Here is a 21207-nt window from a genome sequence, read left to right as displayed (position 1 = left end):
ATCCTTTGTTGTTTTGTTTTATCCTCCTCTATTCATTCATCCTTTTCCGCAAAAAAAAGCCGTCCTTGCGCGGACGGCCTCCTTCGTTTATCGCTTGCGCTTCCATTTCTCCCGCAATTCTAGCGTTTTTTTGTTCCAAGCTTCCGTACTCGCAATAATGCGGTTCAGGTCATCACCTTGAAACACAATGTCATTAATGACGTTGACCCAGTCGTATTCGGAGAAGCCTGGTATCGTCGCGCCTGGCAATACAAGCCCGTTGTCCTTCGTCATTTTGACGGCCTCTATATTCTTTCCCTGCCATAACGGCACTTGATCAATATAGGCGGTCAGCTCCGGGTCAATGACAGACGCATTGGCGCCATTCTCAATTTTCCATTTCTGCGCTTCTATTTCAAATTGGAAGCTGATCCACTTGTAAGCCTCTTCCTTATGCTGCGAGCCGCTCAATAAGGCAAGCGGTCCATAGATGTGGAAGGAATATTGGCCTGCCTTGCCTCGCGGAAACGGGAGAACATCCCACTCGAACTTCGCTTCCCTCTGCAGGCTCGGCAGCAGCCAGTCTCCGCCGACCTCAAAGGCTGTTTTGCCGTTAATGAATTGCTTTACGACATCTCCCTGCTTCGCTGAATCGGCCCAAGACAGCATGGAGCCGTCCTTCGAGACGAATTCCGACAGCCAGCGCACATCTCCCATCACATTGGGTGAAGCAAGCACGCTCTGCGTCAGTCTCTCGTTCAGGTACGCCAGATTGGCCGAGTGCCCATCTGCGGCGGCCTTCATAGGCAGCAGCCTCATAATAAAATCGCTGCTTGTCGTCAGGCCATACTCGCCTGCAGAGGGATCGGTTACCTGCTCGGCGATCGTGCGAAAATCATCGAACGTCCAGCTATTTGTCGGCATGTCTACGCCATGCTTCGCCAGCAAATCCTTATTCACGACAATCCACATCGGCACGTCAACGAACGGGACGGCCAGCCGGCGGCCATTAAAGGCCATCGTATCGAAGAAGCCGTCAGGCAGCACCTTCTCCTGAAAGGACTTGTCCTTATCCATGTAGGGCTTCAAATTTTCAAGCATCCCTGCTTGCTCGTACCGCAGCAGATCTCCAACGACCCACGTCAAATCCGCTGGCGTTCCGGCAGCCTCCAGTGCAACGATTTTATCCATAATCCCATCATCCCCGCCCTCAATGAGAATCGGTTCAATCGTTATCCAAGGATACCGTTCATGGAATTTGTCATACAATTCCTGATATCTCACATCTGCCCAGGTCAGCAGCCTAAGGGTAACGGGGGCTTTGCCTAAAGCGGGATTATTCTGAGCGGGCTCCACTTCCTTCTTCCCCATTCCCTGATACGTACACGCGGTGGGAACGAGCATCAGCATCAGGAGTATACTTATAACAAATGTATTGGTACGTTTGTTTATCAAGGTAATTCCTCCTTCAATACTCGAACTTCACCCATTGCCAATCGAATCCAGATCCTGCCCTTCCTTCAGGATAGGATGCCTCAGCGTAATTTTTGTACCGTTTTCCGGTCCAGTTTCAATCTTGAGCTTATAGGCTTCCCCAAAATAAAGCTTGAGCCGGTCATTCACATTCCGAAGCCCGACGCCTCTTCGCGCATGGGAAACCTTCTCGCTCGGCTCTTCCTGCTTCTCCAGCTGCTCCAGAACCGCATTCGGGATGCCTTTCCCATTATCAGCAAGCACAATAACAAGATCATCCTCTTCTTTTCTTGCCGTGATCATGATTTTCCCCTTGTCAAAATTGTCCCGCACGCTGTGCTGAATGGCGTTCTCCACCAGCGGCTGCAGCAGAAGTCGCAGAAATGGCATATCCAGTGCATCTTCCTCACAGGAATATAAAATACGGACGACCTGGCCCATTCTCGCCTGCTCAATAGACACATAAGCCTTAACCTGCTCGATTTCCCTGCGCAGCGTCGTAATTTCCTTGCCTTGATTGAGGCTTAATCTCAGCAGATTCCCCAGTGCGGATACCATCTCGCTTATATCGCTGCGGCCATGGTTTTCCGCCTTCCACCGGATCGACTCCAGCGTATTATACAGAAAATGCGGATTAATCTGGTGGCTTAGCACCTGGAACTCCAGCGCTTTTTTGTTTCGTTCCGAGCGCGCGGCTTCCTTCACCAGCCCTTCAATGCGCAGCACCAGACTGCTTACCCCTCGATAAAGCCATCCCACCTCATCCTTGCGCGAGGACGAAGGAAGCAAATAATGCAGATTGTCAGCCTCCAATCTTCTCATTAACCGCACCAGATGTGCGATCGGCTGTGTGTAATACACGGTAATATACATCACAACGCTGATGGAGCAAACAAGATAAATAATCAGAAAAATAAACATCACCCGGTTAATCTCGTCGATCGTGCCCGTCAGCTCGTGAAGAGGAGTCAGGCTTACAATGGTCCAAGGGTACGTCGCCATCTTCACGTAGGTCGCTAAATAGGTTTCTCCATTAACCGTGATCGATTTGGCTCCGTCCTCGCCGGTCTTCATATAAGAAATAAATGACGCCGACGGAAAAGGATCTCCCGTCCACTCATTCATAGACGAATCATAATGTACGATGCCTTTATCGCCTACCAGCAGCATCTTCTGATCCTTCAACTGGTCGGACGGCGAGAAATACCGGCGCAAATAATCCTCCGACAAATCCGTAGCAATAATTCCCCGAAGCTTCTGATCGTAAATCCCCGAGAACCGTTTAACATAGGAGAGCAGCGGCTTCCCGTATTTCCCATGCTGCGGCATCGTCAGGTACCAATTGGGACTGACTGTCGATTTGGAGCGCTGAAACCAATATTGGTCACCAATGCGGACCGATTCGTCAATCGTTCTCATATAGGAAGGGTAGTTCGTCGGTTTGATGGGATACACCTTCACCCGGAAAGCATCAATAACCGGCGTAGCGTGGTAAAGCACCGTCAGCAAATTCACTGTAAACGCTTCCTCTTCTGCCCGGTCCAAAGGCTCCTTCGCGAGCAAATCCTGAAGGCTCTTGTTTCCGATGACCTCATTCACCGATTCATTCAGCTTGTTCAAGTAAATCTCAAAGTTTTTTCTCGCTTGGAGCAGATAGCTCATGGACATCTTCGTATTCGTATTCGAAATGCCTTCAATCGATTTGATATGAGCGTAATAGGCGAACAACAGAAACGGAACGATAATAATCATAAAAAAAATGAGAATCATCCGGTTGCGGAAGGATGAGGCGAGCCGCAGGGATACTTTATTCATCGTAAATGCACCTTCCCTCCACTAGGACAGTCTCTCCGCAAAGTAATCTTGTCCTCGATTTTAACGCTGTATCCCTCCATCTTGCAATAGGTATTTCCAAGTCATAGCTTTAGCATTGCTACGGGTTTGGCTTTCTCCGCTGCAATGGGACAATAATTCCCCTTAAAGTTTATCTTTCTCTCATTGCGAGAAGGATGCAGATTCCATAAACTAGTCTCGTAATACCTAAACCTTATCAAGGAAAAGAGGAACCACGATGACTGCATCGAAACGGGTGGTACATGTCATTTCCCACACCCATTGGGATAGAGAATGGTATATGCCTTACGAAGCCCACCATGTTAAGCTAATCGAAACGATGGACACGCTGCTTGCTACGTTCGAAGCCGATCCGGATTTCCGAAGCTTTTATCTCGATGGACAAACGATTATTTTGGACGATTATTTGCAGGTTTACCCGGAGAAGCGCGACCAAATTCAGCGGCTATGCGATGAAGGCAAGCTCTCTTTGGGACCTTGGTATATTTTGCAGGACGAATTTCTGACTAGCAGCGAGGCTAATGTCCGAAATTTGCAAATCGGGCATCGGGATGCCAAGAAATTCGGGCCGATCTCAAAGCTTGGCTATTTCCCGGACTCCTTCGGCAATATGGGCCAGGCCGCGCAGCTGCTCAGGCAAGCGGGCATTGATACCGCCGTATTCGGAAGAGGCGTGAAGGCAACCGGATTTAACAACCGGGTGGAGGATTCCTCTGGCCTTGAATCGCCCTACTCCGAGCTCATTTGGGAAGCGCCGGACGGCTCGAGCGTTCTCGGCATCCTGTTCGCCAACTGGTACAACAACGGGATGGAAATTCCGGTTGATCCCGGGAAAGCGAAGGCATACTGGGACCACCGGCTGGCAAGGGTAGAACAATACGCCTCCACCTCGCAGCTTCTGCTCATGAACGGCTGCGATCACCAGCCCATTCAGACGAATCTGTCCGAAGCGGTTCGCGTTGCGCGGGAGCTATATCCCGATTATGAGTTCGTTCATTCCAACTTTGATGATTACGTATCCGCCCTGCAGGCAGAGCAATCTTCGAGGCTTAGCCATACAAAGGGAGAGCTGCGCGGCCAACAAACCGACGGATGGTACTCGCTCGTCAATACCGCTTCTGCCCGCGTCTATATCAAGCAGCTGAACCAGCAGAACCAAACGCTGCTGGAGAAGGTGGCCGAGCCGATCTCGACGCTCGCTCATCAATTGGGCAAGCCTTACCCGCATGGCCTTATGCAGTATGCTTGGAAAACGCTTATGCAAAATCACCCCCATGACAGCATTTGCGGCTGCAGCGTCGACGAGGTGTACCAGGAAATGAAAACACGTTTTGCCAAGAGCATGGAGGTCGGCAAGGCGCTAACTTCGGAAAGCGCCAAATTCATAAGCGCCAAAGTCAATACCAGCAGCTTCTCTTCCCTTAGCGAGACAGCTGCTCCCTTCATCGTCTTCAATACGAGCGGCTATGAGGGTTCTTCGGTCATTTCCGTTGAAGTCGAATGGTCGCATCGCTTCTTCGATCAAAGCGAAGATCCGGTAGCCATCGCCGGACTGGTTCAGGATCGGACGCATGCGCATGGTTATTTGGCCAATGCAGAAGGAGTGAGGCTTGACTGCACCGCCAAGGATCTTGGCGTTCGCTTCGGCTATGAGCTCCCTAATGACAGGTTCCGTCAGCCTTACATGGCGCGCGTTATTCAGTTGACCTTCGAAACCGGACTCCTGCCTGCCATGGGCTATGGCAGCTTCGCGTGGATTCCAAGTAAGGTGGAAGAGCATGCGCCGTCTGCAAGCGCAGCTTCCTTGCTGACCGCCCATCATACGATGGAGAACCGATATCTCAAGCTAACGGTGGCCGAGGACGGAAGCTATGCGCTATATGATAAAAGAAGCAACCAGCTCTTCGCCAATCTCGGGCATTACGAAAACGTCGGCGATATTGGAAATGAATATATTTTCAAACAGCCTGTCGAGGACGCCGCATTAACCACTTCAGGATCACGCGCGGACATTCGCATCCTTGAGGATACACCTTACCGCGCTGCCATTGAAATCGTTCATCGCCTTATGATTCCCGAAAGCGCCGATGAGCTGCTCGCCGAGGAAGTTAGGACGATGCTGGAATTCCGGCAGCGGAAAGCCGGCAGATCCGACACGCTTGTACCGCTGGTCATCGTTACTCGCCTCAGTCTAGAGCGCGAAGGCAAGGGCGTTCATGTGCATGCCCGCATAGAAAACCAGTCCAAGGATCATCGCGTGCGCGTCTTGCTCCCAACGGATACTGCAGCGGACTCCCATTTTGCAGACTCCATCTTTGAAGTGGCCGAACGTCAAAATGTACCGTCCAAGGAATGGGAAAATCCGAGCAACTGCCAGCATATGCAGTCCTTCATCGACCTCCACGACGGGCAAAGAGGTTTAACCGTCGCAGGCAAAGGATTAAACGAATATGAGGTGCTTCAGGATGGCAGAAACACCATTGCCGTCACATTGCTTCGCTCTGTCGGTGAGCTTGGAGATTGGGGCGTGTTCCATACACCTGAAGCCCAGTGCCTCGGCGCCAACGAGGCCGAATGGATGCTGATTCCTTATGATGGCTCCACCGAGCGCTTCGATGCCTACCGTGAAGCCTATCGTTTTCCTATTCCGCATACAACCGTTGGCACGGGCCTGCACGAAGGCGAACTCCCTCTTACAAAGGAATTCCTGAAATGGAGCGGCGACCAGCTTGCGTTCTCCAGCTTAAAGATCAATGAGGAACGGGGCGACCGGATGGCCCGCTGGTACAATCTCGCTGCTACGGGAACCAGCCTAGCCATTCACCCAGACACCGCCTCCAAAACGTATGTAAGCAATATCATGGAGGATGAAGGCTCCGAACCAATCAAACATACGCTGCAGGTAGAAGGCTGCAAAATTGTAACCGTCGGATTATCTGGCTGACGTGAACCACAATTGAAATTCATTTTCCATATTTAGCGAAAAAGAGGCAGCTGCCAAAGGGGGTTCAATAATCACCTTGGAGACTGCCTCTTCCTGTGCAGAGGGAAGTTCGTATGTCGGTTATGCCTTGTTAGCTCTTACTCCTCCGCGATGCCTCTTTGCCTGCGGTATTCCTTCGGCGTGCAGCCTACTTGCTTCTTAAATAGCTTCGAGAAATGGACGGGGTCCTTGTAGCCCACTTGAAATGAAATCTGATATACCTTGTATTTAATGTCCCCCAGCATTTCCTTGGCTTTCTCGATGCGAATTTCCGTCAAATATTCCAAAAAGGTTTTGCGCTTCTCTTTCTTAAACAGCTTGCTCAGCCATACGGGCGTAACATGCACCGCCATCGCTACACTCTGAAGCGTCAAACTTTCTGCATAATCACGATGCAATATTTTCTCTGCTTCCGATACGATTTGACTTGGCGATGCAGATAATTTGCGGAAATCGGCAGCTATCGCATGAAGAAATATTTCCGTCTGGACGCGCAGCGATTGCAGCGTATCGTATTGTTCCAACTGTTCCCATACCGCAATTGGGTTGTTGCCCCAGTGCTTGTTCGGAATGCCCGCAGCCGCGGCCCTTCGAAATACTTCGAACAGCCATTCGAATATTTTTTGCTGAATGTCCCGCAGCTGGCTCATGCGCCAGCCCTGTACCATTTCCACAAACCTGTCCATCGCAGCGGTAATCTCTTCGTCCGTTCCATATTTAACGAGATCCAGCACCTCCTCGGGCTCGCTAAGCGACAACTCCGCCCCGTCCCCTTCATAGAATAGTCCTTGCTCCGTAAATAAACGGTTGCCGCCATAAACTGCCTTCTGTTCCAGAACGGTCGTAGCTTCCGAGAACATTTCATGTAGATGCTCGAATGTGCACGGTGTCGTGCGCATGCCGGCGCTTGCCTTCACCTTAACAAAATCATTAATGCGCTGAATGCACAGCTGTGCCATGCTGCGGCTCAGCTCCGCATGCTCCGGCCGGGTGCAGCTGAAAATAACGATCCAGCGGCAGCAGCTATCCATGCACAGCGCGAAAGGATGCGGATACTCCTCCTCCAGCGTCTGGCTCACGACATTGCCAATGCCGAACAGCACCAAATCCTTTTCATTCGTATGCTTGTTCTCAATAGCCTTCAAATCATCGGCTTCCACGACAACCAGCGTCATCGGCTGACAGTCCATCCACTCCAAATCCAGCGTCTGCAAGCGATGGCGCCTTCTGGCTATCCGGGACGGATCATACTCCTGCTCCACGATCTCCCGAAGCAGTTCCTCTCGCATTTTTGGAATAGCGAACTTCACCTGGTTAAGCAGCTGTTGCTCATTGTGCTGATCCATTCGCTTCTTGTGAATATTATCCGTCATCTTACGGACGATTTGATCAAGCTCATCCAGGTTGATCGGCTTCAAAATATAATCCAGCACACCGATTTGCATCGCTTGCTTGACCAGTTCAAAATCATCATAACCACTGACAACGATGGCCTCCGGCTTGTAATCCTGCACAGCTACTAAACCTCGTAAAAATTCGAGTCCTGACATCCGGTTCATTTTAATATCCGTGACAATCAGATCGGGCCGCATATCAAGCGCCAGCATAAGCGCCGTATCCCCATCATCGGCCACAAGCACCTCATTAATTCCATAACTTTCCCAAGGAAAGCGGTTACGCAAACCTTCGCGGATTTCGAATTCATCGTCCACAATCAGAGCACGCAGCATCCTCACATCTTCCCCTCTTGCATAATCATAGAATGCTTAGATTTTATCCTTAGCTTATCTTCATACTACCTGAGTCTATTTTGGATTGCACGGGGGTAAAAGCAAACTTTATGGGCTATTTATAAATAAACAAAACCTTCATCATTAGGCACGCTAATGATGAAGGCTTTAATTTATATAGGCTATAGCATTTTCAGCAAAGGCTCGTAGATGCCGTACAGAAGCAGGTAGAAGGCTGCGCCAAGCGCGGCTCCGATATACGCGCCGTTCAACCGAATGCGCTGCAAATCGGTCTCTACTTTGCTTTCGATAAAGTGCACCAGCTTCTGCTCGGTAAAGCTGTCCAGCGTCTTGCGAACGATAACGCCGATGATGGCATGCTCGGTATCGATCATCTTATGGACGAACTTCTGGGCGTATTGCTCCAGCCAGCCCTTCGTCTCCTCGCTCGCCTTGAACCACTCCCAGTAGGAAGCGATGAATTGATTGATCAACTCTTTGATGTCGGCCTGATGAACGGAATGCTTCTCCCGCACAGCAAGCTTCAGTTCTGGCTCCTGAATCAGCAGCTGCCTGAAATTTCCGAGCAAGGCTTCAATGGAAGGCAGAAGTGAAACCTTATCTATTACCTCATCCCTCCACTCATTCACGGCGGCTGAGACATCCTCGCGGCTTTGCAAGCTGTCAGCCAGCTGGTACACCATTTGTTCAAGCAAAACGCGAAGCTCGTGCTGCGGATTGCGCAAATCTTGAATTAAGAGCTGCAGATCGTTAAACAGCACATTCGTTGCATCGTCAAGATTTAGCGCATTTGTCGATTCGGCAATTTCGACTGCCATTTTTTTGAGCCATTTGGAAAAAATGCTTCCCTGGTTAACAAACTTTTCCTTTTCCTTGCCAAGCAGCTCGCGAATTACAATTTTCATATCCTCGTCCGCTGCCCGCTCAGCCGCAAGCTCTACGATCTGACTGACCCAGCTCTGGAATTTCCCTTGATCCATCACCCACTTCAGACCTTTGCCCGCGTAGGGGGATAAATTCATTTTTCCGAGGCTTTGGCGGGCTTTATCATCTAACACAACGGCTAGCCCTTTCATGTCCAGCTTGGCGAGCAGCCCCGAGACTAACGTCCAGCCCTGCTCGGCAAGCATGCCGCTTGGCCGGCGGTCGATCCAGGCAATCGCGATCTGAACGAGCGAGATTTGTTTGACCTTCTCCTGCAGCAAATCCTTGCTTAACAGCTGCTGCTCCACCATATTGGCCACGCCTTCAATCAGCTTATCGCGGTTTTTGGGAATAATCGCGGTATGGGGAATCCACTTCCAGCCAAACGGATGCCTGAACAACACGGTAACGGCAAACAAATCAGCTAAAGCGCCCACTAGGCCCGCCTCTGTCGTATACAGCAGCATGCGCGTCCACCATTGCTCTGGAAAAACATATAAGCAGCAAGCGGCAATAATGAACAAGACGGCCAACAAAATCAAGCTGCGGTTTGCTTTTTTTCTCATTGCCATTTAAGCTTGCCCTCCAATCCAGTAGGTCAACAAATGCAGCACTACGCCGATAAGAGCGCCGATGCCGATCCCGTTAATGCGAATATATTGCAGATCGCGCCCGGCTTTCTCTTTCACAAGCGCTATCAGTTCCTGCTCGGAGAAGCTGCTGAGCTTGTCGCTTACCATTTTACCGATATAGGAATGCTTCTGCTCCATCCACTTCAGTACAGTGGTCTTCACGTATTGATCTAGGCGTGAGAGCAGCTCGTTATTTCCTTCCACATAACGGATGCCTTCGCTTATTTTCTCCTTGATCCATGGATACCTTGCGAGCTCTCCTTCCGCATTGGCGGCTGCAGCCTGACGCAGCGATTCGAGTCCTTTCTGAATATACACATCCAGCTTAATATCCGCTTTCACGGAAGCCAAAAGCTTGGTCTTACCCGTTTCAATTTGGCTACGCAGCAACTCATCTGTACGCAGCCTAGTAACAAACTGGATGATATAGGCCTTCATTTGCTGGCGCTGCGGATGTTCTTCGGAATGGAATTTCTCCAAAAAAGAGACAAGCCACTCCTGCAGCCTGCCGCTAATATTGGCAGCTTCCAGCCCGGCAGTTGCATCAATCAGCTTGCGTCTAAATTGGTCACCTTCATAGGATTTGATGGCTGAGTTGACGATCTGACTGATGACGGAGCCAAAGGGAGCCGACTTTACGATCTTGATCAGCTCCGGGATAATAAATTCGATGATTCGGTCATCATAGCCGTTCTTAATCGTCCAATCGCCAACATCCGCTGCAATATCCGCAACCGGAATCGAGTCAGCATGCTCAAGCAGGAAGGTTTGTACAATTTTAGCCAACTCCTGCAAATTAATCGTCGTAATGACATCATCGGCCACCTGCTGCAAAATATCATTTATCCCCGCTTCGCCGCCATGCTGCTTCAAATAGGTGACGAGAACGTCCGCAATATTGTATTCATCAAGCCGCTCCCGAATATTCGGAATGGTCAGCAACTCATTTTGTACCATCTTCACAAGCTCGCCGATCAAGCGCTCGCGGTTGCGGGAAATGATATTCGTCCCCATCCAGAACGGCCATTTGATCTTCAAAGGGTTGCCGAATAAAGCGCTCACGGCAAAGGAATCGGCCAAACCGCCAATCGTGGCGGCGCTGAACAACGAGAACAGCAGTCCTCCGACAAACGAATCATGAAAGGGAAAAGCGACAAGTATTCCGATAGCCGAAAAAAGCAGCGCAAGATCCGCCTTTTTCTTAATGCTGAATTTATTCATAGCTAGGGCTCCATTCCTGGTGATCTTTACCTAAGTAATTATCCCATAACTACAGGGTATGAAACAATGGAGCATTGTTTCTGATGCGCAGCCGCTCTTTTTCCCCCGTTATATCGAGGTGGATTTGTAGTTTCCCTTCAAACATTGCTTGGCGATATAAAAAATTTGTCCCATGTGCTCGGAATAATGGGCAGCGCACTGATGCAGCATATCGAGGTTCGTTCTCTTCCTGCTTCTCACCTGCTGCGTCTGCATAAGCCTCTCATCAGAAAGACTACGAATCGTATCGATGACAAGCTGAAATCCGTCTTGTACCGTTTGTTCCAGCATCTTCTTCTGAACATAATTGCTCACCAGCTCATCCGCGCGGTTATGATCCGATTTCTGCAGCAAAATACCTTTCACGATTCTTTCTTGAATATTACCATTTAAATGAAAAATTAATACTGCGATGCTGTGGCTCGTTTCATCCGGACTCCAGTTCAACTGTTCTTCATCCAACTGGTCAACCGCTTTAAGGATCCGTTTACGGATTTCTTCAAATTTAAGAATTAACCATTCTTTGTTAAATTCATAGTTCATACTATTCGCCTCCTACATACTTATGGGGACAGTCAGTTACTGTTATAGGCCATTCCTTAGGCGGCCGTTAATCGATCATCTGGATGACTAATTCTCTATCTTTCAAATGCTTAGAAAAGTCATAGTTAATAACGACCTCATTGAATGGAAAAAAGAAAAAAAGAAGCAAAGCTATCAACTGAATAGCTAATGGCTTCATTCATCGTTTGAGTACTAGGGCCAATAGAGACAAAATCATCGCACCTAGAAAAAAAACGAATACAGCAAGCCACATGAAGGACATAAAGATAAACGTGACCCACTCGGTTAACGTCCATTGAAACAGCGCTACAGCAATCGATTCATACTCCATTTCTTCAAATGTACGTTATTATCCTTCCTGCATTTTCCTGGTTCTGACGGAAGCCGATGGACATATACTGGTGGTTGATACGAAAAATGTGACTTAGAGGAGGCAGACGATCGATATGTCCGAAGAAAATAACAATATATTTGACTATAAGTCCTATTGGGAAAACAATTACGCCAAAGGCGGTACATCAGGCAGCGGCTCGTACGGTGTGCTGGCTGACTTTAAAGCAGAGATCATTAATGACTTTATAGAAGAACATAGCATCCAGAAAGTCATTGAATTCGGATGCGGAGATGGGAATCAAATCTCCCTCATGAAATACGGGCAATATTTAGGCTTGGACGTCGCCAATTCCTCCATCGACATCTGTGCGCAAAGATTTGCCGGAGATCTCACCAAAAGCTTTCTCCCCTACAATCCTCGGCATTTCGTAAACCATGGTTTTTTATCGAGCGAACTCGTCGTTTGTCTGGATGTCCTTTATCATATTACTGACAATAACGATTTTCGCAAAACACTAGACGACATTTTCTCGTGCCAAGCGAGCTACGTCATTTTGTATACGCGAATTACAGGCGCCAACGAGCCAAATGTCGTTCCGACGATCCAGGATCGGGATATTATGCAGCATCTAGAGGCTTATACCGATTACCAAATGTTGAGCATTCTTGAGCAAAAACATAAAGAACTGTCATCCGCGAGCTTTATTATATTGAAAAAAAGCTACTGAAAGAAGCTTGCTTCTTTCAGTAGCAACAAACTCGAAAAAAAAACAGGGATTCTATCCACTTAACTGGATAGAATCCCTGTTGCTCATACGTTGTTACCATTATTATTTTGCGGAAATCACATATTCACTGCCAGCCATCGCCGTCCAGCTTAGAAGCCCATCTTGTTGAATCAAATCCGTTATTTCCAGACCATTATTCGTCACAACAAACGAACCCTCGGCTTGTAAAACGCAGTTATTCGCTGCATTTGAACGAATATGCGCCTCAACCAGCTTCCCGGCAGCCCAGCGGATATCAACCTCAAAGCCGCCTCTCGCTCGCAAACCTGTGATTTCGCCAGCTGTCCATGCCGCAGGCAAAGCGGGCAATAAATGAATGCTCCCAGCATGGCTTTGAAGCAGCATTTCCGTCATGCCGGCCGCTCCGCCGAAGTTGCCGTCAATTTGGAAAGGCGGATGGTTATCGAATAAATTCGGAAGCGTAGAGTGTCCAAGCAGCGCTTGCACATTCTCGTACGCCTTCTCGCCATCCTCTAGTCTTGCCCAGAAGTTTATAATCCAAGCTCGGCTCCAGCCCGTGTGACCGCCGCCATTCGCCAGCCTGCGCTCAAGCGTAACTCTTGATGCAGCTGCCCACTCCGGCGTTCCTCTTACCGTGAATCGCTTGCCGGGATGAAGCGCGAACAGATGAGAGATATGGCGATGACCAGGCTCTGCCTCCTCGTAATCCTCCATCCATTCTTGAATTTGACCATGCTTGCCTATTGCAGGCTCTGGCAATCGTGCTCTCAACTGCTCCCATTGCAGCTGTTCTACAGAGTCAATGTTCAGAACTTTTGCGGCTTCGGCGCAGGCCGTAAACAATTCATATAAAATTTGGCTGTCCATGGACGCCCCAATACAAAGCGTTCCGGATTCGCCATTTGGCAAAATATACGTATTTTCCGGCGATACGGAAGGATTCCCTACAAGAAGGCCCTCATCCGTTTCCGTGAGGAAATCAACAAAAAATTGCGCCGACTCCTTCAGGGTCGGATAGATCCGCGCAAGGAATACATGGTCTAACCCATACTCGTAATGCTCCCATAGGTGCAAGCAAAGCCAAGCAGCACCCATTGTCCAATAGGAGGCTGGCAAATAAATATCCTGCGGAGCTGTATCTCCCCAAATATCTGTATTATGATGGGCTACAAATCCTCCACAATCGTACATCGCCTTGGCCGTTACCCTGCCCGGTTCACGCATACGCTCAATCAGTTCAAACAACGGCTCATGGCATTCTGCCAAATTGCCGGATTCTGCATGCCAGTAATTCATTTGCGCATTGATATTAATCGTATATTTACTATCCCAAGGCGGCAGCATCTGTTCATTCCAGATACCCTGCAGGTTAGCTGGCAACGACCCCGGCCGACTGCTCGAAATAAGCAAATATCGGCCAAACTCATAGTACAGTGCCATCAGACCAATGTCTTCCTTGCCTTCTTGAACAAGCCTCAGCCGTTCATCCGTTGGCAATCCGTCATTATCAGAGCTAGCGGCTGATAATTGAATATTCACCCGCTCCGAAAGCACGCAAAAATCTTTGATATGGCGAATCTTTAATATTTCATATTCCTTTAACGCTGCATTTGCTCCCGTATTCACGGCATAGGCTTCAGGATCGATTTGACGGAACGTCGTCGCGGCTGTCAGTATGAGTGTTACGCTGTCTGCGCCTTCAACAACAAGATGCTCGCCGATAATTGTAACCGTCCCTCCAACAGCTGCCGCTCGCAAGGCCGTTCGGAAGTCTGAGCCTCCTGACCCTCCGCACATCCCACGCATAACGATCGTGTTCTCATCTGCTTTGACTAGTTCATCATAATAACGGTTCCGTCCGCGCACTAGTCGAGCAGTGAAGCTGATACTTCCCGGCTGATCTGCTGTGAATCTGCTAATAAGCGCCTCATCAGGAAAGCTTGCAAAGGTTTCACGTTGATAGGTCGTGCCCCCTTTACTGTAGGCCACTGCTGCAATTCCATTTTTTAAATTCAGTTCCCGCGAGTACGCATGTACTTCACTATTGTCTTTGTAACGGAAAGACAATTGTAAATCGCCAAGCGGCATATAATGACGCTGGGTCTCCGGAACACCCGAGAGAGCCATAGCGGATAACGAATGCGCTTCTTGCAAGCGTCCTTCTTTGAGCAGACTTCGAATTTCCTCCAAATGCGGCAAAGCATCCGGATTATTTCGGTCACGCGGACCGCCATACCATACGCTATCTTCATTCAACGCAATTCTCTCGTGCACAGGATTTCCGAATATCATGCCTCCGAGCTTGCCGTTGCCTACTGGAAGAGCTTCCTCCCAAATGCGTGCAGGCTGCTTGTACCATAAGCGGTTTTCCGTTTGCAGCTTCATATACGAATCTCCTTTTCGATTACTGATCTTTTATTTGCGCAGTCAATCCATTACTATAGTATTATTGCTACTAAAAACTTGGACGGCGGTGCCCGCAGGTGATTCAAAAAAGCGAACAACACGCATTATCTGATTTGCTGCAATCGCTGCAGCTACAACTGCTGATTACGCATAAAACGCAAGTCTCCCACGATTGGAGCGAGAGCAATACCGTTCCCGAATTCAATAAGCTGTATTACATTTGTGAGGGAGAAGGCTGGATTCAAATCGGTGACAAAGATTATTATCCGAAGCCTGGACAATTATTTCTCGTTCCCGCACATACGAGGGTATCCTTCTCCACCTTAAACAATCGTCCCTATTTAAAATATTGGTGCCACTTCAACATTATGGCCGGCCCCTTCGACCTGTTTCAGTGGATTGGCGTTCCTCTTTGCCTAGACGTTGAAGATCCTGATAGGCTCATTGATTTGTTTCGAGAAATGATTGGTTGGCATGAGCAAAATACCATTGTAGCGCGGCTTCGCGAGAAGTCGGCGCTGCTAGAGATCGTTAGCCGTTTTCTCGAAGCGGTGCCTATTCAAGTGCTTCAACACCGCACCGAGGAAATTAATCGCTTGAACGTCATCCAACAGTATGTGGACAGTCGTCTTCATACAAGCATTAGCATCGATCAAATGGCAGAAGCCCTCCATTTGCACCCGAATTATTTTAGCGCCTATTTCAAAAAACATTTCGGTATTCCGCCGCTAAAATATGTCAGCCGCAAACGAACCGAACGCGCCAAGCAGCTATTAACGACAACCTCTTTCAGTATCAAGGAAATCGCCGATCAAACCGGCTTTAAAGAAACGAATCATTTCACGAAATTTTTCCGCAAAGAAACCAGTCTTTCCCCTACCGAATACCGCGCTGCTTATTCCGGATAGCGCATTCGTCTAACGTCAATTTCATTATAAAAGCGCATTCACCGATTGACGATGGACGAAACTAAGATATGTGGGTATAAAACTAAGAGCCTCGCAGCTGCTGCGAGGCTCAAGTGCCGGATTCTCTTAAAAAGATATGCACAACATCATTTCTTACGAATAGAAACGATTTCGTAATGGGCAAGCCTTACTGATTAAACGTAGAGATCATAGACCAGTCTTTGTCCGTAAGCTGATTCATTTGCCAGACGGCTACGCCCCGCAGGCCTAGCTCCTTTGCCAAACGCATCTTCGCTTGGATACTGTCCGTATTCTCGTACCAAAGCAGATGCGAGCCTCTCGTATCTTTAAAAGTAATTTGATTTAAAAAATAAGGCAGCTGCATGACTGACGTCGTGTCAGGCTGAGCAATCCGCTCTTCCACTGCTGCAATTGCAGGTGAGCGAAAAAACTCTTTGGTCCCATCCTCTTTCGTCGTCCATTGATTCGCCTGCTTCGATATCCCTAGCAGCAGCTTATCAGCCGGAATATAAGCAAGCGCATCGCGCACGGAATCGCCTACCAGCGTCAATGGCGCAGACGGCAGCCCACTTTCTTCATGCGTAAATTCATAAGCCATCATTACTACGCGGTCAGCCAGCTCGCCAATCCGCTTGTAGTCGTAACCAGCATAATAATAGGAAGGCGGTACAGCAACGGTCATTTCCGCCTCGCTGCCCAGCTTATCCTTCACAGCAAGAAGCAGCTCTATCAAAGGCTCTTTGTACGTTGCAGGCACAAGCCCTTCAAAATCTATAGCAACACGGTCGAAGTCGTAGGAAGGATCGGCATAAACTTCGCCAAGCGACGTGGCGAATGCCTGACGTGCTTCAGCATCCAGTAGAAACGGCCCCAGCTTCTGAAGCGTCGTATTTGCAAATATCATTAGCGTCTTGGTCGATCCGCTAGCCTCTGCGGCAGAAAGCGTCTGCTTCCAGTCGCTAGGCAGCGCTAGAGCGACCGCTGCCTGGCCTTCGCCTTGATAATCGAGCTTGGCCCAGTCGAAGATCACCTCGTCAGCGGAAGCGAAACGCTCGTTTTTCTTATACGGTCTGCCAGCGGCATAAAAGGCTGAAATTTCTAGCGAATGGGCGCTGCTGCGGAAGCCGATCATCCGATCCACAATGGCCGCTGCCTCGCGTCTCGTTAATGGCTTTTTCGGTAGAAAAAGGCCTTTATTGTCCCCTTGCATAATGGCATCCGAATACGTCCTCAAGACATATGGAGCAAGCGCTTTGTCGATTTGATCCGCATCACCAAAGGCTACTGCCTTGTGTGCATCCAGCCAGCCCGCAGCCAGCCACTGCTGCTTCTCTTCGGCCGATTTGTCCTGCAGCAGCGCGAATGCCGTCAAAGCCGCTACTTCCTCACGCTTAATGCTTGTGCTAGGAGCAAACTTACCATCCTTTATGAGCAAGTCCAGCCATCCGGCATCATAGGCTTGCTTAATGAAGCTATAGGACCAGCGATCCTTCGACACATCTGCCAATACCGTCTTCTTCTCTTCACTAATGACCGGCTTCACCGATTCGACCAGCAACTTGACGAACGCTTCTCTAGTAAGCTCTGTATTAGGGCGATAAGTGCCATCTTCATATCCGGATACGACGCCTAAAGCGACTAACCGGTAAATCGATTCTGCTGCCCAATCTGTCGCAGGCACATCACGATATGGTTTTAATTGCGCGTCATAGGCAAACGCCTGCATAGACGTTCCGATCACAAACATCATTAGAATTCCAATAAGCATTGCTGTTTTTGCCTTTAATCTCACGTTATCCCTCATCCTTTCGAGCCTAAACTAGTAATCTAACAGACGAATCGATAGAATCATATCGTATTTTCCAGTAAAAGTCCAATAAGCCCAGCTTGTGGTAGTTCTTGATCTGTATGAAAATAAAAAAAGTACGGCCTCCTCAACTTTTCTTGAGAGGCCGTACTTTTTTTCTGACAGAAAACTTTTTAGTAGGCTTTAAAAATGATATTGAGCCTCCTTTTGTTCTCTGAGCTTTGTATAAGTAGCTGTCAGCAGGATGGTGTCTTCATTTTTCCTATTTTATCGGTAATTTTACGCTTACTGTCGTTCCTTTTCCTTCTACGCTCTTGAATTGAAGCCCGCAAGGAAGACCGTAATGCAGCTTCAGCCGTTGATGAACATTGCGCAGGCCAAAACCATGATCCCGCTCCTCGTTGCTATCATCCTCCTCAAGCGATTGCCGAATGCGCTCCAGATGCTCGGGTGCGATTCCAATGCCGTCATCCTCCACTTCGAGCATAAAGAACTCTTCATCCTTTGATACGCGGATATGAATATGTCCAGGCGTCTCACGTCTACGTATGCCGTGATTGATACTATTCTCGACAAGCGGCTGCAAAATAAATTTAATCATTTTGACCTCTGCTAGCTGATCATCCATATCCACATCCCAGAATAGTTGGCCGGCAAATCGGATTTCCTGTATTTTCAGATAGTAGGTGACATGACGGACCTCTTCCTTCACCGTAATTAATTCGCGTCCCTGGTTCAGGCCAATCCGGAACAAACGAGAGAGATATGTGACGATATCGGCGATAATGGGGTCCTTGTGCTTGCGTGCCAGCATGTTAACGGAATCAAGCGTATTGTAGAGGAAATGCGGGTTAATCTGATATTCCAGCGTCTGCAATTGAAGAAGTCTGCGCTTAGCTTCCTCTTCCCGGTTCTTCTGAATAAGACTTAATATCTCATCGGACATTCTATTCATGGCCGTCGCCAGCTCGCCTACTTCGTCATTTCGCACCACAGGCATTTTAAATAAAAAGATTCCTTCCCCTATCAGCTTCATTTGTTGTTGGACCTTATGTAATGGCTTAGTCATGCGATGGGATAAAAATAGAACCATAAACACGCAAAACAAAATTAGCACACAGGCGATAAATAGAATGCCAAAAAACAAATCGCGTGCAGGCCGCAAAATATCTTTTTTCGAGATCCAGGATACGATAGTCCAATCGGAACGCGGCTCTACAAACGTGATATAATCTTCGCTGTCTTCAAACGCCTTGTGCAAGAGCACGTTGCCTTGGTTTTTAAAATCATGAACCAACTCGCGACCCTTCTTCGTATCCGTTCGAATTTCAAATGTTCTATCGTTATTGTAAACCGCATACTGTTGATAATTATCTACCTTGTATCTGGCTATCGTTTTTTCTAGATCGCTAGTGTCGATGAACAGAAACAGATAACCGATTGGCTTTTGCAAATCTACTTCATTATTGTTAATTTGCCGATACAATACGACGGTATCCAGTTCGTCCACGTATTCCCATACAGCTTTTCCTCTGTATTTCGCTGCTTCAGCCTTTCGGGAATTGATATAACTGTCGTATTTTGAAACGAGCCCATCCCCATAGATCGTACCATTCATACGGGCAATATAAATGGAGTATTCAACCTTGCGCGTTCCTCCATAGGTCTGCAAAGCCTGCCTAAATTCGATGGCTCTCTGAAGCTGCTCTCTTGACCGTTCCAAATTGGGGTGAATTAGAAATTGTTGAATTCGCTTATCGCCAAATAACAGCAAAGAAAGCTCCTCCAGCTGAAATCGCCAATCGTTGAGTTCGGAAGCTAAATTGTTAATCGATTGATCCTGCTGCCTCATATAACTTTCCTTTAAATAGCTTTGCAGCGAGTAATACAAGTTAGTGCAGCTTATGATGATTGGAATGAGAATAAGCAGGGAAAAAAACAGCATCATCTGCGAGCGGATCGTCCGCATCAGCTTTCTGTCTCCTGATGGTAATCGCGATATCCGCTTGGAGACAAGCCGACATTCTTTTTGAACATGGAGCTAAAATAATGAGCGTTGGCATAACCAACCTTCTCCGCAATTTCATAGTTTTTATGGTTAGTTAACTGAAGTAGCCTCTTCGCTTCTTCCAAACGACATTCTGTCATGAATTCCACGCAGGTCTTGCCCATCTGTTGATGAAAAATGCGCGATAGATAGTTAGGCGAAATGCAAACCGTTTGCGCGATAGAAGCCACGCTTAGATTCGCATCATGATAACGGTTCATAATAATTTGCACAGCTCCATCAACCAACTGGCTCACAAAGCTGGCGTGATGCGTTTTTCTCCAAGCGATAATATCCGTAAATAGCGCAATAAATTCCTTTTGAATCCGCGTATAGGAAGACAGAGCGTTTAGGCGGGATACGCTTTGATTGAAGGTTGGAACCGAATCAATGCCATATTCGTCAACCAGCCGATAGACCGCTCCAAGCAGCTGCACACAAGTCAGCCGCAGCATTTGCGGCGACGGATTTTGCTGCATGACCATATCTATGAAAGTGTCCATCGCCTGTTCATTAATCTGATCACGGTAACGCAAAATTTCAAGCAATTGCTTCTCTTCATCATAAGGATATTCCACATGATCCTTCTTCCAAGCGGGGATATCCTCGAACCGAATGAAACCTGTCTGCTCCAAAATAGCCAAATATTTCACACTATCAAGAGCTTCCAGCGAAGAAGCCCAGACCTCGGAAATATCATGGCAGCAGCTGCCTACGCCAATATTGATCTCGATTTTAAGCGTGCGTCTGATCGTATCTGCTGTTTTTTTCCAAACTTCCGTACTGGCGGAACCTGCCATCACACAAAGCAATACCGCTTCGGAATGATCGTAAATATAAACGACGCTATCCGTATTCAACTCCTCAATAACCTTACGAATAGAGAATCGGTTCAGCCAAAGCTCCCGCTCTCCCTCATTTTCCATGAGACTCTCCACATTGCAAATCTCGATTGCGAGACAAGTATAAGAAGAATAAACAAGTGAAATATCCGCAGTCTCCGCTCGCCCCTGAATCATTCCAGCAGATGACAATGTGCCAGAGAGCAAGTCGCTCCAAAACTTTTCCGCAATGATAGGCTTATATTCATCCAAGCGAATTTGGGCCATCTCATTCCAATTTTTTGCTTGATGCTCTACTAGTATTTCATCCCTTAGCTCTTCCATGGTTTCCTTTAATTCTTCTGGAAATATAGGCTTAACCAAATATTTTGCGACACCTATTTCTACCGCTCTCTTCGCATATTCGAATTTCTCATACCCGCTCAAAATGACAAAACGAATGTCCGGATATTGATCCCGAATCATTTTGGCAAAATCGAGGCCCGACATGCCCGGCATAAAAATGTCCGTCAGTACCACATCGGGCTTCTTATATTCAATGATTTTAATTGCGTCCGATGCATTTTTGGCATCCAGTACTTCATTAAAACCAGATTCTCTCCAGTCTATTAATGTACGAAGTCCGTCTCGGATAACAACCTCATCATCGACTATCAATACCCTCATGCTGCAAA

Annotated in this window: 14 protein-coding genes; 3 read left to right on the top strand and 11 right to left on the bottom strand. The window is 48.0% G+C overall.

All coding sequences use genetic code 11. The features are described from left to right. Positions 1-87: 87 nt before the first annotated feature. Entirely contained in the window at positions 88-1434 is a 1347-nt protein-coding gene (locus tag E0496_RS23960) for an ABC transporter substrate-binding protein (protein WP_141504277.1), read from the bottom strand. A 27-nt stretch (positions 1435-1461) separates the two neighbouring features. Further along, positions 1462-3267, bottom strand: a complete 1806-nt coding sequence (locus E0496_RS23955) for a sensor histidine kinase (protein WP_141504276.1) — start codon at positions 3265-3267, stop codon at positions 1462-1464. A 256-nt stretch (positions 3268-3523) separates the two neighbouring features. Here E0496_RS23955 and E0496_RS23950 point away from each other — a divergent pair, with 256 nt between their 5' ends. Beyond that, positions 3524-6250 (top strand): alpha-mannosidase, encoded by a 2727-nt coding sequence (locus E0496_RS23950; RefSeq protein ID WP_141504275.1) that lies wholly within the window; start codon positions 3524-3526, stop codon positions 6248-6250. Positions 6251-6387: 137 nt separating this feature from the next. Here the strand turns inward: E0496_RS23950 and E0496_RS23945 are convergent, their stop codons facing one another. The 5 genes from E0496_RS23945 to E0496_RS36255 form a co-directional block, all read right to left on the bottom strand. Further along, positions 6388-8019 carry a response regulator gene (locus E0496_RS23945; RefSeq protein WP_141504372.1) on the bottom strand — a complete coding sequence of 544 codons (1632 nt, stop codon included), beginning with the start codon at positions 8017-8019 and terminating at the stop codon, positions 6388-6390. Between the two features lie 182 nt (positions 8020-8201). Then, positions 8202-9536, bottom strand: coding sequence for a DUF445 domain-containing protein (locus tag E0496_RS23940; RefSeq protein WP_141504274.1), 1335 nt, complete (start codon positions 9534-9536; stop codon positions 8202-8204). After that, positions 9537-10817: a DUF445 domain-containing protein gene (locus E0496_RS23935; protein WP_141504273.1), complete on the bottom strand. Its 1281-nt coding sequence runs from the start codon at positions 10815-10817 to the stop codon at positions 9537-9539. Between the two features lie 108 nt (positions 10818-10925). After that, positions 10926-11399, bottom strand: coding sequence for a DinB family protein (locus E0496_RS23930; protein ID WP_141504272.1), 474 nt, complete (start codon positions 11397-11399; stop codon positions 10926-10928). A 199-nt stretch (positions 11400-11598) separates the two neighbouring features. Next, positions 11599-11751 carry a hypothetical protein gene (locus tag E0496_RS36255; RefSeq protein WP_206669843.1) on the bottom strand — a complete coding sequence of 51 codons (153 nt, stop codon included), beginning with the start codon at positions 11749-11751 and terminating at the stop codon, positions 11599-11601. A gap of 115 nt (positions 11752-11866) precedes the next feature. On the opposite strand from E0496_RS36255, the gene E0496_RS23925 reads away from it, so the two are divergent. Beyond that, positions 11867-12481: a class I SAM-dependent methyltransferase gene (locus tag E0496_RS23925; RefSeq protein WP_141504271.1), complete on the top strand. Its 615-nt coding sequence runs from the start codon at positions 11867-11869 to the stop codon at positions 12479-12481. 102 nt (positions 12482-12583) lie between these two features. Here E0496_RS23925 and E0496_RS23920 read toward each other — a convergent pair whose 3' ends face one another. Next, on the bottom strand, positions 12584-14887 hold the full coding sequence (locus E0496_RS23920; protein ID WP_141504270.1) for a glycoside hydrolase family 95 protein: 2304 nt from the start codon (positions 14885-14887) through the stop codon (positions 12584-12586). A 98-nt stretch (positions 14888-14985) separates the two neighbouring features. Here E0496_RS23920 and E0496_RS23915 point away from each other — a divergent pair, with 98 nt between their 5' ends. Next, on the top strand, positions 14986-15816 hold the full coding sequence (locus E0496_RS23915) for an AraC family transcriptional regulator (RefSeq protein ID WP_141504269.1): 831 nt from the start codon (positions 14986-14988) through the stop codon (positions 15814-15816). Between the two features lie 187 nt (positions 15817-16003). Here the strand turns inward: E0496_RS23915 and E0496_RS23910 are convergent, their stop codons facing one another. The 3 genes from E0496_RS23910 to E0496_RS23900 all read right to left on the bottom strand — a co-directional run bounded on the left by E0496_RS23910 (position 16004) and on the right by E0496_RS23900 (position 21199). Then, entirely contained in the window at positions 16004-17629 is a 1626-nt protein-coding gene (locus tag E0496_RS23910) for an S-layer homology domain-containing protein (RefSeq protein WP_161601538.1), read from the bottom strand. A gap of 277 nt (positions 17630-17906) precedes the next feature. Then, complete coding sequence (locus E0496_RS23905) at positions 17907-19613, bottom strand: sensor histidine kinase (protein WP_141504267.1); 1707 nt, start codon at positions 19611-19613, stop codon at positions 17907-17909. Continuing rightward, positions 19613-21199 (bottom strand): response regulator transcription factor, encoded by a 1587-nt coding sequence (locus tag E0496_RS23900; protein WP_141504266.1) that lies wholly within the window; start codon positions 21197-21199, stop codon positions 19613-19615. The genes E0496_RS23905 and E0496_RS23900 overlap by 1 nt, the downstream gene beginning before the upstream one ends. Between the last annotated feature and the right edge of the window lie 8 nt (positions 21200-21207).

This window comes from Paenibacillus luteus, assembly GCF_006542765.1.
GTDB lineage: Bacteria > Bacillota > Bacilli > Paenibacillales > Paenibacillaceae > Pristimantibacillus > Pristimantibacillus luteus.
This window is presented reverse-complemented; position numbering and strand designations above follow the sequence as displayed.